Source organism: Pseudoalteromonas sp. SG44-17 (assembly GCF_014164235.1).
GTDB classification, from domain to species: Bacteria; Pseudomonadota; Gammaproteobacteria; order Enterobacterales; family Alteromonadaceae; genus Pseudoalteromonas; species Pseudoalteromonas rhizosphaerae.
Map to the genome: position 1 here is coordinate 103,251 of NZ_JACJEV010000007.1, position 14,981 is coordinate 118,231.

The 14,981-nt window shown below is 39.1% G+C and carries 13 protein-coding genes; 9 read left to right on the forward strand and 4 right to left on the reverse strand.

From position 1 onward, the window contains the following. The first annotated feature begins 1 nt into the window (after window position 1). Window positions 2–1,921, forward strand: a complete 1,920-nt coding sequence (locus tag H5182_RS07535; RefSeq protein ID WP_145233830.1) for an ABC transporter ATP-binding protein — start codon at window positions 2–4, stop codon at window positions 1,919–1,921. 11 nt (window positions 1,922–1,932) lie between these two features. Beyond that, window positions 1,933–3,666 carry a DUF3466 family protein gene (locus tag H5182_RS07540; protein WP_145233833.1) on the forward strand — a complete coding sequence of 578 codons (1,734 nt, stop codon included), beginning with the start codon at window positions 1,933–1,935 and terminating at the stop codon, window positions 3,664–3,666. Between the two features lie 110 nt (window positions 3,667–3,776). Here H5182_RS07540 and H5182_RS07545 read toward each other — a convergent pair whose 3' ends face one another. Then, window positions 3,777–4,286 carry a DUF2062 domain-containing protein gene (locus H5182_RS07545; protein WP_145233835.1) on the reverse strand — a complete coding sequence of 170 codons (510 nt, stop codon included), beginning with the start codon at window positions 4,284–4,286 and terminating at the stop codon, window positions 3,777–3,779. Between the two features lie 225 nt (window positions 4,287–4,511). On the opposite strand from H5182_RS07545, the gene H5182_RS07550 reads away from it, so the two are divergent. From H5182_RS07550 to tcdA, 7 genes are read left to right on the forward strand one after another with little or no spacing between them, the layout of a single operon-like run. Continuing rightward, complete coding sequence (locus H5182_RS07550; RefSeq protein WP_310741287.1) at window positions 4,512–6,545, forward strand: DNA internalization-related competence protein ComEC/Rec2; 2,034 nt, start codon at window positions 4,512–4,514, stop codon at window positions 6,543–6,545. A 58-nt stretch (window positions 6,546–6,603) separates the two neighbouring features. Beyond that, entirely contained in the window at window positions 6,604–8,349 is a 1,746-nt protein-coding gene (msbA, locus tag H5182_RS07555; protein WP_145233839.1) for a lipid A export permease/ATP-binding protein MsbA, read from the forward strand. After that, window positions 8,346–9,326, forward strand: coding sequence for a tetraacyldisaccharide 4'-kinase (gene lpxK, locus H5182_RS07560; RefSeq protein WP_182759821.1), 981 nt, complete (start codon window positions 8,346–8,348; stop codon window positions 9,324–9,326). Before msbA ends, lpxK begins: the two co-directional genes overlap by 4 nt. Further along, window positions 9,316–9,513, forward strand: a complete 198-nt coding sequence (locus H5182_RS07565) for a Trm112 family protein (RefSeq protein ID WP_145233843.1) — start codon at window positions 9,316–9,318, stop codon at window positions 9,511–9,513. The genes lpxK and H5182_RS07565 overlap by 11 nt, the downstream gene beginning before the upstream one ends. Beyond that, a complete protein-coding gene (gene kdsB / locus H5182_RS07570) occupies window positions 9,501–10,259 on the forward strand; it encodes a 3-deoxy-manno-octulosonate cytidylyltransferase (protein ID WP_145233845.1) in 759 nt (252 codons plus the stop codon). The genes H5182_RS07565 and kdsB overlap by 13 nt, the downstream gene beginning before the upstream one ends. A gap of 3 nt (window positions 10,260–10,262) precedes the next feature. Then, the gene (locus H5182_RS07575) at window positions 10,263–10,937 is read left to right on the forward strand and encodes a TIGR01621 family pseudouridine synthase (protein ID WP_257325926.1); all 675 of its coding nucleotides are present in this window, start codon (window positions 10,263–10,265) and stop codon (window positions 10,935–10,937) included. Beyond that, window positions 10,938–11,738, forward strand: a complete 801-nt coding sequence (tcdA, locus tag H5182_RS07580) for a tRNA cyclic N6-threonylcarbamoyladenosine(37) synthase TcdA (RefSeq protein WP_182730946.1) — start codon at window positions 10,938–10,940, stop codon at window positions 11,736–11,738. It abuts the gene before it with no gap. On the opposite strand, the gene H5182_RS07585 is transcribed toward tcdA, so the two are convergent. The 3 genes from H5182_RS07585 to H5182_RS07595 form a co-directional block, all read right to left on the reverse strand. Then, window positions 11,735–12,148, reverse strand: coding sequence for a SufE family protein (locus H5182_RS07585; RefSeq protein WP_145233851.1), 414 nt, complete (start codon window positions 12,146–12,148; stop codon window positions 11,735–11,737). The two genes, tcdA and H5182_RS07585, sit on opposite strands and share 4 nt — an antisense overlap. A gap of 13 nt (window positions 12,149–12,161) precedes the next feature. Continuing rightward, on the reverse strand, window positions 12,162–13,376 hold the full coding sequence (locus H5182_RS07590) for an aminotransferase class V-fold PLP-dependent enzyme (RefSeq protein WP_145233853.1): 1,215 nt from the start codon (window positions 13,374–13,376) through the stop codon (window positions 12,162–12,164). A gap of 132 nt (window positions 13,377–13,508) precedes the next feature. Beyond that, window positions 13,509–14,795, reverse strand: coding sequence for a citrate synthase (locus tag H5182_RS07595; RefSeq protein WP_145233855.1), 1,287 nt, complete (start codon window positions 14,793–14,795; stop codon window positions 13,509–13,511). Window positions 14,796–14,981 lie beyond the last annotated feature (186 nt).

Consider the following 14,981-nt stretch of genomic DNA (forward strand, 5'->3'; position numbering starts at 1 on the left):
TATGGATTTAATTAGAATTTCTAAAGCTCAACTCGCGTATGGTACGCATCCACTGTTAGACAACGCTGATGCCGTCATCGAAACTGGTGAGCGTGTGTGTGTGGTTGGTCGTAATGGTGCGGGTAAATCAACGTTACTAAAAGTCCTTGATGGCCAAGTTATTTTAGATGATGGTGAAATAAATCAGTTAGGTAGTATTAAAATATCTCGTCTAGAGCAAGATCCACCAAAAGGAGCTAGTGGCTCGGTGTTTGATTATGTTGCTCAAGGTATGCCTGAGATTGCAAATTTATTAATTGATTTTCATCACGTCAGCACTGAGTTACAAACTGACTGCACAGATAAACTACTTAATAAACTTGAACGTTTATCAAATCAACTCGAAGCTGCAGATGGTTGGCGTTTTGATAGTAGAATTCAACTTGTATTAACACAGTTAGAATTAGCACCAGAAGCCAAACTTGAATCACTTTCTGGTGGCTGGTTACGCAAAGTTGCCCTTGCACGGGCACTTGTCAGTGAGCCGGATTTATTATTACTTGATGAGCCTACTAACCATTTAGATATGGAAAGTGTAATGTGGCTTGAACAATTCTTAAAAGAGTTTAAAGGCGGTATTGTCTTTATTTCTCACGACCGTGCGTTTATTCGTGCAGTGGCGACGCGGATCTTAGACTTAGATCGCGGTAAGCTGATTTCATACCCTGGCGATTATGCTACTTATTTAGAGCAAAAAGCCCATGATTTAAAAGTAGAAGAAACGCAAAACGCATTATTTGACAAACGCTTAGCAGAAGAAGAAACGTGGATCCGCCAAGGTGTAAAAGCACGTCGAACGCGTAATGAAGGCCGTGTCCGCGAGCTTAAACAGCTACGTAATGAACGCAAACAGCGTGTTGATCAAGTGGGTAAAACTGACTTCAATATTGAAACGGCAGACCGTTCAGGAAAATTAGTATTTGAAGCTAAACATCTAAATCATGCATTTAATAAAGACAAAGTAATTGCCAATGACTTCTCTACTTTAGTTATGCGTGGCGATCGTATTGGCTTAGTTGGCCCTAATGGTATTGGTAAGACGACTTTATTAAAACTGCTATTTGGTGATATTGAAGCTGATGCAGGGATTGTTAAGCAAGGGGTGAACTTAGAGTTTGCTTACTTTGATCAATACCGCCAAAAGCTTGATGAAGAAGCCACCGTACAAGATAACGTTGCCGAAGGTAAGCAAGAAGTAATGATGGGCGGACGCTCACGTCATGTACTCGGTTATTTACAAGACTTTTTATTCCCGCCTGCGCGTGCACGTACACCGGTTAAAGCACTCTCTGGCGGTGAAAAAAATCGCTTATTATTAGCTAAACTATTTTTAAAACCATCAAATATTCTTGTGCTTGATGAGCCGACCAATGATTTAGATATAGAAACCCTCGAGCTGTTAGAGGATATTATTAATCAGTATCAGGGAACCGTGTTAATTGTAAGCCATGACCGTGAGTTTATTGATAATACCTGTACCAGTGTTTGGGCATTTGAAGGTAATGGGGTAATTACAGATATTGTCGGTGGTTACAGTGATTATGAAGCCTATGCTAATTATTTATCACAGGAACAAAAAAAACAGCTAACTACACCTGCTAAAAAAGAAGCAGTCGTTGCACCAGCTCCTGTGGCTAAAGCAGATAACAAAAGTAATAAACTCTCTTACAAATTAAAACTTGAATTAGAACAATTACCCAGTAAGCTGGAACAACTTGAACAAGCATTAGAAGCGCAGCAAGTTGTGGTTAATGACGCTGATTTCTTTAAACAAGATGCCAGTGCGACAACCAAAGAATTGAACCATTTAGCACAACTTGAGTCTGACCTTGAAGCCGCTCTGGAGCGCTGGGAAGAACTTGAAGATTTAAAGAATCAGTAGTAAGGACTAAAATGAAATATAAATTACTCGCGGCTAGTATTCTAGCTACGATGAGTACATCAGCAATCAGTGCAACATATCAGTTGACAGAGCTGAGTTCTTTAGACGAAGCCAAGCATAATTACGTAAAAGATGTCAGCGAAAGCGGCTATATTATCGGGCAGTCTAACGGCTTATATAACTTACCCATAGATGTGAGTTACATCGATTTTACAGATAACTTAATTAAAAATGCATATAGCAACCAAGAAAACTACTTTGAGTTAATTGATAAAGAAATTACCTTTACCTTAGATGATATTGAAAACAATAATGCAGCGGCGACTAACCCAGACGCACATAGTTTTATGCTTTCATTTTTATCAGCACAAGCTAACAACCCAGAATATCAAAAATTGGCTAATATCATCGGTTACAATATTTTGGACGGTATAGCGCAAGAACAAGTTCTTTTTGATGTTGCATCAGTTGATTATGATGGCCTAACACGATCAGTTAGCAATAACTATAATGCAGTAGCAGAAGACGGTATTACCGTAGGTTGGGGCAGTGCGCCTTATGAAAAAACCAGTTTTCTTCCTGATGGTGAAACTGAAGAAGAAACACAATTTGTGCGTGATTTTATCTCCCGTGGCGTTGTTATATCACCATCCGGTTTAAATGTGCCATTAGTGCCAGAATATGCTGAACATGGCGGCTTAAGTTCAGCCAACGGTATAGTTAAAACCAACACAGGATATATTGTAGTCGGGCAAGTATCAACGGGGATCCCAGTTGATAGACAAGAAAATATTGATGATAACTGTGATGGTGAAGATGAACCTGTCAGTGTTTGTATTGAAAATTTGCATAGAAGTACATCATCACGACTGTTTGATAGCCGTGCTATTAAGTGGACACTTGATACAAACTTAAATATTACTAAAACTGAACCGCTTGGTTTAGGCCTTACGCCAGAAGAGGATGACGGGTTTGCATTTATAAGTAATGCACTCGCTGTTAATAGTAATGGCATTGTTGCTGGTTACTCTGACATTCGTGATAATGATAGATCGTCAACAATCAGAGCATTACCTGTTTATTACAAAGACGGTAACGTTGTTGAAATCCTCAATCAAGAAGATGATTGGACTGGTGGTAAGTCAGTAGCCATTAATGAAAATAACATTATTGTTGGCTATGGTATAAAAAGAATTGAAGGCGCTGATCGTCTTAAGTTTTTCTATCATGATATTGCCAGCAGCAGTACTGTATTCCCAAAAGATTTCTTTAATAGTTCTACTTCAGTTGCCAATGATATTAATGATAATGGTTATATTGTTGGTGAAGGTGAAACTGACGTATTTAATGTTGGTGCGCGTCGCCGAGAAGGTTTCCTGTACAAGATTGGTGAAGATGCGATTACAAACATAAATGATTTACTGCCTTGCTATGAAGCAGACGGTGAAACTCGTTATGGTTATGTCGTTGCAGAAGCGAAAGTGATTAACAATAAAAATGAAATTTTTGGTGTTGCTACTAAAACAGTAGAAAAAACTGATTCATTAGGTGGTATTGTTCGTGATATTAATGGTGAGATAGAATACGAAAGTATTGCTGTGCCAGTGAAGTTATCTCCTATTAATGGGACTATTGATAGCTGCTCTGATCCTGAAACTGACACATATGAGCGTCAATCGTCTAGTTTCCCTTGGTATACGTTATTATTACTTCCTCTAGTTGGTCTACGTCGTATATTTCGTTAGTTTTTGAAATTATTACTGGGTGATCCAGCATTAACGGTCACTTAGTATTGAAAAAAAACCCTGCTTTGCTAAGCAGGGTTTTTTTTGTCTATACTTTAAATTAGAAACAGTTATTTTTTATGACGATTTAACCATGCTTTACGCACTGAACGACGCCATAGTAAATCAACACCGAAGTAGCCTATTACTGATGCGATACAAGCACTGATCAAAGAGCCAACTAAAAAAGCAGGGCCAATAGTTGTTAAGCTTTCCATAAACCATTGCCAACTTGGTTGAAATGCAAAATGTTGTTCCGGCTGTCCTAACACTAATGTGCCAATTAAATACGAACAATAAAAGATAGGTGGCATGGTTAGCGGATTAGTGATCCAAACTACTGCGACAGAAATAGGAAGATTTACTCGTAACGGAATTGCCAATGCAGCAGCAAGCACCATCTGAAAAGGAACCGGAATGAAAGCAAAGAATAAACCGACGGAAAATGCCCCACGAGCTGAACGACGATTTAAATGCCATAGATTGGCATCGTGGAGTAAACGACCAAAAATTTTTAAATATTTATGATGTTTAACTTTATTGTGATCGGGTAAAAACCGTTGGATCGTTTTTTTAGCCATTTAAAGCAACCATTTACATCTGTTTGGTTAAGCGTTGGGTTTGTCGTTGGTTGTATTATAACCGTTTTTTATTATCAGACCCTTGTATTTACAGTTTTCGCGTTATCTCTGTTAATTGCGAGTCTCTATTTTAAGCCGTTTTACAGTGTATTGTTAGGTTTTATTTGTGGAATTTTGTGTGTATGGGTACATTTTACCAGCTTCTACGCAATTTCCAGCTTGGCTTTGGATGAAAATAAACCATATCTAAGTAATATTACGATTGTTGAGGTTATTTCTCAGCGTGATCACTATTATTTAAAAGTTCGGCTCAATAAGATAGATAATCAACCTCTATCAAATATTAAGCCTCCTTTTGCATTGCTGACTTTTAATAACGACCAGTTACTTAAGGTGGGTGATCATGTTAAAACGTGGCTTGAATTAGAAAAATATCGCAGCCAAAAAAATTATGATGTGTTTGATAAAGAGCGTTACGCATTTAGTGAGCGACTATTTTTTAAAGGCAAGCAAGTTGGTAGTATTATCGAAATCTCTAATAACTATGAAGCTGACCTAATTGAAAAATACCGTGATTTTATCAAACACACCTACCAACATAACTCGCTAAATTGGCTGTATTATCCGCTAATGACTGGCGACCGCAGTGCTATGAGTTTTTCACAAAAGCAAGAATTACAACAATTTGGTATTAGCCATTTATTAGCCATTTCTGGATTACATATTGGCTTGATGTTTAGTATCGGTTTTTTTATAACCCGCTACTTAATAAGTTTTTTTATTTTTGTGGTTAAACCAACAGTACAGCAGATCAATTTGTCGCTTATTTATAGTTTAGGTGGATTTGTGCTTGCTTTTAGTTATGTGTACTTAAGTGGTTTTATCGTATCGGCAACTCGCGCTTTGATCATGTTAGGATGTTATTTAGTTATTTATTACTTTGCTAAACAGGCACTGCGCTGGCGATTTATCTTGTTTGCATTAGTATGTGTATTGCTCATCGACCCATTTAGTTTACTTAATCCAGGACTTTATTTTTCATTCACTGCGGTAGCAATTATCTTTTGGGTTTTTAGTGTCATAACCATAACCAGCTCCGGCTTTTTAGCCATCATAAAAACACTCATTACCCTACAGTTTGCTTTGTTTATTGGTTTATTACCGCTATCGCTTTATTATTTCAATGGGGTCAGCGTAATTGGCTTAGTTGTTAATTTAGTGGCTATCCCATTACTTGGTTTTATTATCATGCCTTGCTTAGTATTATTTTCCGCAATCAGTGTATTTATTGATATTAGCGGGTTGATTAGTGTGTTTGATTCATTATTACAGCATATTTATCAGCTCTTATTGTTGATCCCACAGAATTTTCGTTGGTTTGATACCACAAATTTTAGCCAGCAATTGCTTGTTAGTAGCTATATTGCAGCAATAATTGTGTGTTTTTTGCCCTGGCGTTTGTTGGCATGCATACCATTACTACTGGTTGTACTCGATCACTATTTACTGACCAAACCGCGCTGGCAGCTTAATGTATTCGATGTGGGTCATGGCACCATGGTGTTAGTCAGTAATCAAGACAAAGGTTTTATTTATGATCTTGGCCCAATTTATTTTAATACATTTACGCGGGTCAATAGCACCTTAATACCCTATTTAAAAAGAAACGGTATTGATGTTGAAGTTTCGCTTATTAGCCACATGGATAAAGACCATGCCGGAGGGCTTACCCATTGGTTAGAGCATGGTTACCAGCATACTTTTAAATTGCTACAACCAACTGGCCCAGAGCAAGTTTGCAGAGCGGGCGAATATAGTTTTTATGACTTAATCATTACCGTGAGCGAGCCGGCACAGCATTTAATAACTGACAATGATAACTCTTGTGTAGTGCATATCAGTGATGGCAGGTTCAGTGTTTTGCTTCCTGGTGATATTTCAACAAAAAGAGAAGCACAACTAATCCAGCAGCAAGGTGTGCTTAAAAGTACGGTATTATTGAGTCCTCACCATGGTAGTAATACCTCATCAAGTGATGCATTTATTCATGCGGTTGCTCCTGAGGTTGTTATTCATTCAACGGCATATAAAGGGCAGTGGCAATTTCCACGTACAGAAGTTTTAGCACGTTATGCTAAGCAGCACGCTTTACAATATACAACAGCTGAAAAAGGGCAGGTTAAAATTGAGTTTTATCAACATCACTACACAGTAAACCTAGCTCGTGAAGATGAAAGTTATTGGTTTCTAAAAGATTGAGTTTAGTTTTGTGCAACTGGAGGCTACAATAGCCACAGATTATGAATAAGAGAGTACTATGGACCAAACTACATCACAAATTTATAAGCGTTTATTGACGTATGTGGGGGATTATAAAAGCGTTGCCATTTTTGCTGTGATTGGCATGATTGGCTACTCAGCTATGGATGCTTTATTTATCCAACTAATGAAGCCATTTATAGATCAGGGCTTAAATCAACGCAACGCTGAAGTATTAAAATACGCACCATTTGTTGTCATCGCGTTAGTGTTTGGCCGGGGTATTTTTAACTATATCTCGTCTTATTGTTTAAGTTATGTGGGTTCACAAGTTGTCCGCTCGTTACGTCAGCAATTATTTGAGCATATTTTACATTTACCCGTTGCCTTTCATGATCAAAATTCAACTGGGGATTTAATTTCAAAAATAACGTTCGATACCGAGCAAGTGCAGCAAGCGATCACCAAAGCAATGCTTATAGTAGTCAGAGAAGGCGCATTTGTGGTGTTTTTACTGGCTGTTATGTTTTATACAAGTTGGAAGCTGTCATTAATCTTTTTGATCATAATCCCCCTGGTGGCAGTTATTGTTTCCGTTGTATCAAAACGTTTTCGTCTTATCTCTAAAAATATTCAATCGGCAATGGGGCAAGTTACCCGTAGCTCAGAGCAAATGCTCAGTGGCCATAAAGTGATTCATGGCTTTGGCGGTCAACAGCAAGAAATAACCCAATTTGCAAAAATTAATAATCATAATCGTCAGCAGCGTATCAAAATGGATGCCACTAAAGCACTTAGTGTGTCTGTGATTCAAATTTTGGCTGCAAGTGCAATGGCAGTTATTCTCTGGGTGGTTTCTATGCCATCAATGATTGATACAGTGAGCTCTGGGGATTTTGTGGTGCTTATTTCATCGATGATGATGTTATTACGCCCTTTAAAGCAATTAGCTAATGTAAATAGCGATTTACAGCGTGGCATATCCGCAGCGCAAAGCATTTTTTTAGTGCTTGACCAAGAGGCCGAAAAAGACGTTGGTACAATTAGTGTAGATAAAGTAAAAGGTATGATTGAAGTTAAAAATGTCACCTTTAATTACCCAACGAAAGCAGAAGCTGTATTAAAAAACTTATCGCTCACTATAAAAGCGGGCGAGAGTATTGCGTTAGTTGGGCGTTCAGGTTCTGGTAAATCAACTATTTCAAACTTATTACCACGTTATTATGACTTACAACCGCCAAGCGAGATTTTACTCGATGGCGTGCCACTGGCGGATTATAAGTTAACAGATTTACGTCGCCAATTTGCTCTAGTATCACAGCAAGTAGTGTTGTTTAATGACACCATTGCCAATAACATCAGTTATGGTATTGCACGTCCACTTAGTGATGACGAGGTCTTGAATGTGGCAAAACAAGCACATGTGTGGGAGTTTGTGAAAGATTTACCCGACGGTCTAAATACCATGGTCGGTGAAAATGGCGTTATGTTATCTGGCGGGCAACGCCAGCGTATAGCGATTGCAAGAGCAATCTTAAAAGATGCACCAATTTTGATTTTAGATGAAGCAACTTCTGCATTAGATACAGAGTCTGAAAAACTGATCCAGCAAGCTTTAGAAGCATTAATGAAAAATAAAACCTCTATTGTGATTGCTCACCGATTATCAACAATAGAACAAAGCGACCACATCTATGTTATTGATAATGGTCAAGTGATAGAAAGTGGTGATCACATCAGCTTACTGGCTAATGATGGCACGTATGCAGCGCTTTGCAAGATGCAATTTGGTGAGCACGGGTGAGTAAATTAGAACAAAGCTGGTATCGAGGTATAAGCTTTCTTACCGTATTACTTTTACCACTGAGTGGATTATTTTGGTTTATAAGTAATCTGCGTAAATTAGCGTATGCGCTAGGTTTATTGAAGGCATACCAAAGCCCTGTGCCAGTTATCGTGGTAGGTAATATTAGCGTCGGTGGTAACGGGAAAACTCCCTTTGTGATCTGGCTTGCGAATTACCTACAGCAGCGTGGCTTAAGGGTTGGCATTATTAGTCGAGGCTATGGCGGCAACAGTGATCGCTATCCACTCACTGTGACTGAGCATACTGATACGACTCAGGCAGGTGATGAGCCGGTACTTATTCAACGCAGGCTTGACTGCCCTGTAGTTGTAGGCCCAGATCGACAAGCTAATATAAAGCAATTAATTGCGCAACATCAGCTTGATGTGATTATTTCCGATGATGGTATGCAACATTATAAAATGGCCAGAACAATAGAGTGCTGTATTGTTGATAGTCAACGACGTTTTGGCAATTGCTTGTTAATGCCTGCGGGGCCACTGAGAGAAACACAAAAACGTTTAAAATCAGTTGATTTGGTTATTGAAAATGGGGGGAATGCCATGTTTAATTATCAGCTAAGAAGTGCTGATTTAGTAAATGTTGCCACTAATATAGCCACTAAAGTCCCGCTTTTGAGAGGTCACGCAGTGAGCGCCATTGGTAATCCACAACGTTTTGAAAATAGCTTACGTCAACAAGGCATTACATTGCTAAGTTGTCATCATTTTCGAGATCATTATGGTTATACAGCACAAGATTTCATAAAATTTAATGATGAAATAGTGTTTATGACGGAGAAAGATGCGGTAAAATGTCACTCATTTGCAAAACCAACGTGGTATTTTTTACCTGTTGACGCAGAGCCATCCCCTGCGGTGGTATCTAAACTTAACTTATTACTGAGAGAAAAAGGGATCCTAGATGGCCTTTGATACAAAATTACTTGAAATAATTGCTTGCCCAGTGTGTAAAGGCAAATTACGTTTAGACAAAGAAAACAGTGAATTGATCAGCACAGCTGCAAAACTTGCTTACCCTATTCGAGATGATATTCCTGTATTACTAGAAAATGAAGCGCGTGAATTGAGCTTAGAAGAGATTGAAAAGTGGAATTCGTAGTCGTTATTCCAGCGCGCTTTGCATCGAGTCGTCTACCAGGTAAACCCCTTGCTGATATTTGTGGCAAACCTATGATTCAACATGTTTATGAAAAGGCGATGGCGTCAGGGGCTAGTAAGGTCGTAATAGCCACCGATCATCAACAGGTTTTTGATGTTGTCAAAGGCTTTACTAATAATGTCTTAATGACTCGAGATGATCATCAGTCAGGCACTGAACGGCTAGCTGAAGTTGTTGATTTATTATCACTTAATAACGATATTATTGTAGTGAATGTGCAAGGTGATGAGCCTTTATTAGCCGCTGAAAATGTCTCGCAAGTTGCAGCTTTACTTGCTAATTCAAGTGCGCCAATGGCGACCTTGAGTGCCGCCATTGAGAATGTCGATGAGATCTTTAATCCCAATGCAGTTAAAGTCGTCAGCGATGTAAATAAAAATGCACTGTACTTTTCTCGTGCCAGCATTCCCTATGATCGTAGTCATATGTACACTGGTGAGAATAACGGATTAGACACACAAGATTTTCAACGTCATGTGGGTATTTATGCATACCGCGCTGGTTTTATTAAACAATACATCTCACTGACGCCATCCCCATTAGAGCAACTTGAATCTCTTGAGCAATTACGTGTTTTATATCATGGCTATAAAATAAAAATAGAACAGGCAAAAATAACACCGCAAGCAGGGGTTGATACGCCTGATGATTTAGCGCGTGTAATTGCTATACTGCAAAGTCATTAAGTGGTGAACACGTTCACATTACTCAAGGTTATAGCAAAGCACCTTGATTTTTATATTATAGAAAAACCTGCCGGGCTTAATTTCCATAGTGAAGAAGGCCCAGGTTTTGTAGTACTCGCTGAGCAACAACTCGCAGAAAAGTTATATGCTGTGCACCGCCTTGATAAAGTGACATCGGGGCTAATAATTTTAGCACGCAGTAGTGAAGCGGCTGCAAAGCTGACAGTTTTATTTACTGCTCATCAAGTTAATAAGTTTTATTTGGCGATAAGTGATTGCAAACCGAAGAAAAAGCAAGGTTGGATCAAAGGGGATATGGCTAAATCACGCCGTAGTACCTATAAGCTACTAACAAGTAAAGAAAACCCAGCTATAACTCGCTTTTATTCTATTAATTTTAAAGCCAATAGAAGGGCATTTATCTTAAAGCCTTACTCGGGTAAAACGCACCAATTACGGGTCGCGCTAAAAAGCCTTTCTGCGCCGATTTTAGGTGATGTAATATACGGTGGTACTGCTGCTGAGCGCACCTATTTACATGCTTTTGCACTAAGTTTTGTGTGGCAAGGTAAACTACAGCAATTTAGTTTGTTACCGCATTACGATGATGAGTTTACAACATTAATTGAACATGAAAATTTTCAGCCTTGGCAGACACCATGGCAACTGGATTGGTAAATGAGTGAAAAAGTAACCGATATCCGTTTTGGTGGTATCAAAAGATTATATGGCAACACTGAATTTGAATGGCTACAACAAGCCCACTTTTGTGTTATTGGTATTGGTGGCGTGGGCTCGTGGGCGGCAGAGGCTCTAGCACGTACTGGAGTTGGTAAAATAACCTTAATTGATCTTGATGATATTTGTGCAACCAACGTGAATCGGCAAATACATGCATTAACAGGCACGGTGGGTGAAGCAAAGGTTGTCGCAATGAAGGCCCGCTGTGAATTGATCAATCCACTGTGTGAGGTCAGTGTTGTCGATGATTTTATTACTTTAGATAATATTCGTGAGCATATAAGTGGTTTTGACTATGTCATAGATTGCATTGATGCAGTAAAAGAAAAAGCGGCATTAATAGCGCATTGTAAACGTAACAAAATACCGGTGATCACCACCGGTGGTGCTGGCGGTCAAACTGATCCGAGTCAAATCACTTTTGGTGATGTAGCAAAGACCACCCATGATCCATTACTGGCAAAAGTCCGATATATTTTGCGCAAGCAGTACAACTTTAGTAGCAATCCAAAGCGAAAATTCAACATCGATTGTGTTTATTCAACTGAGCAATTGGTATATCCAAGTACTGATGGCAGCGTTTGTCATGCTAAACAGGGGGCTGATGGCTCCATGAATATGGATTGTAACAACGGTTTTGGTTCAGCGACTATGGTAACCGGAAGTTTTGGTTTTTTTGTCGCAGCAAAATCAATACGTAAATATTTAGATCGCTGCGCACGTACCGTGAAAAATTAGTTTTTCTGTTCTGCCATGGTTTGAATACGCTCAACCATGGCTTTAATACCGTTGCCTCTGGAAGGACTAAGGTGCTGGATAAGCCCTAAATGATTAAACTGTGCAAATGCGTCAGTGTTAATAGCTTGTTCAGGGGTTAAACCATTATAAAGCGACAGAATAATCGCTAATAACCCTTTTACTATACGGGTATCTGAGTCACCAATAATAACCAAGCAATTTTCTTCAAGATCAAAATCCAAATACAGCCAAACTTTACTCTCACAGCCAGGTACAAGGGCATCGCTGGTTTTTAAAACAGCCGGCATAGCTGGTAATTGTTTACCTAGTAGCATTATTTCACGGTATTTTTGTTGCCATGATGGCGAGCTCTCAAGCGATGAAGCAATTTCTTTAAACGTTTTAATCATGTCTTATCCATAATTAGTCTAATAACTCTAAGCAATTTTGCAAAGCAGCGATAAATAAATCAACATCGCTATGGTTATTATAAAATGCAAAGCTGGCTCGAACACTGCCATTAATACCTAAATGTTGCATTAATGGCTGCGCACAATGATGACCGCTGCGAACTGCTATACCATAACCATCTAAAAGTGTTGCTATATCGAAAGGGTGTTCGTCTTTATAATTGAAACAAAGGGTACCAATATTGTTCTCAATGTTGCTATAAACGGTAATTCCTGCGATGGCTTGCAGTTTTTCTGCCGCATAATTAAAAATTACTTGTTCATGAGTATATACATTAGTCTTATTTAAACTGGTTAGATAATCGATTGCAGCTGCAAAAGCGATCACTGCAGCAATGTTTGGTGTACCTGCTTCAAACTTTGCTGGTGCCTGACGAAATATTGTTTTTGCTAATGTAACAGTTTCAATCATTTCGCCACCAGTTTGATACACAGCTAAACTATTTAATCGATCATAACGACCATATAATCCTCCTAATCCGGTCGGCCCGAGCATTTTATGAGCCGAAAAAACATAAAAATCACAACCAAGTTGAGGTAAATTTGGCTGTAAATGCAGCGCAGCTTGCGCACCATCCACTAAGGTAATTGCGTCATGGCGTTTTGCGGCATGTAATATTGGGTCAAGATCTGTGATATTACCAAGTGCATTAGACGCGTGAGTGATAGCAAGTACAGATGGCTTATGCTGACTGATGAATTCAACACATGCTTGAACATCAAAGCTGCCATTTTTTTGTAACGGAAGTGCCAGCAGCTTTGCTCCCGTGCGCTTTGCTAACTGTTGCCATGGCACAATATTAGCGTGATGCTCTAAGGCTGAAATGATGATGGTTGAATCATTATCAAGCTGCTCAGTTAAACCATTCGCAACTAAGTTTATTGCCTCAGTAGCTCCTTTGGTCCAAACTAACTCATTTGCGTCGATATTAAAATAATTGGCAACGGTCTGTCTTGCTTGTTCATAGGCGTGGGTTGCTTGTTCGCTTAAGGTATGGCGGCCACGATGAACGTTAGCATTATTACGTGCGTAAAAATGCTCAGTCGCGCTGATAACTGACAGTGGTTTTTGGGTGGTTGCAGCCGAATCAAGATAGACCAGCGGTTGCCCGTTGATGAGTTGTTTTAGGGCAGGAAAGTCTGCGCGAATTTTTTCTATATTAAACATAACTTTTCAACATCAAGCACACCAAAGCCGAATTAAAAACTGAACCGGAATTGTAATGGCTTTGTGATATTTCTCAAGGACTAGATACAAAAAAGGCCGCAAATGCGGCCCTTTTTAGCATCAACTATAAAATTAACGCTTGTCTGTTGCTACGTAATCACGGTGTGTGTGACCAGTATATAGCTGACGTGGACGGCTGATCTTATGACCAGGTTGAGATAACATCTCGTCCCAGTGTGTGATCCAACCAACAGTACGTGCCATTGCGAAAATCACAGTGAACATGCTTGTTGGGATACCAATTGCTTTTAAGATAATACCTGAGTAGAAGTCTACGTTAGGGTAAAGTTTCTTCTCAACAAAGTATGGGTCTTCTAATGCAATTTGCTCAAGTTTCATTGCAATATCTAGCAACGGATCTTGAATATTAAGCTCAGCAAGTACTTCGTGACAGGTTTGACGCATTACAGTTGCACGCGGATCGAAGTTTTTGTAAACACGGTGTCCAAAGCCCATAAGACGGAATGGGTCCGACTTATCTTTTGCTTTAGCAACGTATTCGTCGATGCGATCAACAGAGCCAATTTCTTCTAACATGTTTAAACATGCTTCGTTAGCACCGCCATGTGCAGGGCCCCAAAGTGATGCGATACCTGCGGCAATACATGCATATGGGTTAGCACCAGAAGAACCAGCTAAGCGTACTGTAGACGTTGATGCATTTTGCTCGTGATCAGCGTGAAGCATAAAGATTTTATCCATTGCTTTAGCAGTCACTGGATTAACTTTATATTCTTCAGCTGGTACAGAGAACATCATATGTAAGAAGTTTTCTGCATAGCTTAAATCATTGCGTGGGTAAACGAATGGTTGACCTACGTTGTATTTATAAGCCATCGCTGCGATAGTTGGAAGCTTAGCAATTAATTTTACAGCACTTGTTTTACGTTGTGTTGCATCAGTAATATCAAGATCTTCATGATAAAAAGATGATAATGCACCAACTACACCACATAGCATAGCCATTGGATGGGCATCAAAACGGAAGCCTTGGAAGAAGTTTGCAATTTTCTCATCAAGCATCGTGCTATGTGTGATTTGTGATGCAAAATCAGTATATTGCTCTTTAGTTGGTAATTCACCGTTTAACAGTAAATAACACAACTCAACATAATCTGAGTCTTCGGCTAGTTGTTCAATTGGGTAACCACGGTGAAGTAATATCCCTTTGCCACCGTCGATATATGTAATTGAAGATTCGCAAGAACCAGTCGACATGAAACCTGGATCATATGTGAAATGACCGTGAGCACCTAACGTACGTACATCGATTACATCCTGACCAGCAGTACCTTGGTAAATTGGAAGTTCGATTGGATCTAGACCATCAATATGGACTGTGGCTTTCTTATCCGCCATCTATTTATCTCCTATTAAGATAACAACTCTGATTGTTATGTTCTGAATCTGTTTAAGCACATCCTTTTCATTTTAACGTGAAAGAGGGGGTTAAAGTCAATTTTTATAAACATTATGCACAAATGTATAATAAATATTCTGACGGGATTAAATATTATACCATTGGCTAATTCGCAAATAGCTCTA

Bases quoted from the DNA above. Each gene is read 5' to 3' on its own strand.
- H5182_RS07535 (WP_145233830.1), top strand. From the start codon at position 2: ATGGATTTAATTAGAATTTCTAAAGCTCAACTCGCGTATGGTACGCAT.
- H5182_RS07540 (WP_145233833.1), top strand. From the start codon at position 1,933: ATGAAATATAAATTACTCGCGGCTAGTATTCTAGCTACGATGAGTACA.
- H5182_RS07545 (WP_145233835.1), bottom strand. From the start codon at position 4,286: ATGGCTAAAAAAACGATCCAACGGTTTTTACCCGATCACAATAAAGTT.
- msbA (WP_145233839.1), top strand. From the start codon at position 6,604: ATGGACCAAACTACATCACAAATTTATAAGCGTTTATTGACGTATGTG.
- H5182_RS07565 (WP_145233843.1), top strand. From the start codon at position 9,316: ATGGCCTTTGATACAAAATTACTTGAAATAATTGCTTGCCCAGTGTGT.
- tcdA (WP_182730946.1), top strand. From the start codon at position 10,938: ATGAGTGAAAAAGTAACCGATATCCGTTTTGGTGGTATCAAAAGATTA.
- H5182_RS07585 (WP_145233851.1), bottom strand. From the start codon at position 12,148: ATGATTAAAACGTTTAAAGAAATTGCTTCATCGCTTGAGAGCTCGCCA.
- H5182_RS07590 (WP_145233853.1), bottom strand. From the start codon at position 13,376: ATGTTTAATATAGAAAAAATTCGCGCAGACTTTCCTGCCCTAAAACAA.
- H5182_RS07595 (WP_145233855.1), bottom strand. From the start codon at position 14,795: ATGGCGGATAAGAAAGCCACAGTCCATATTGATGGTCTAGATCCAATC.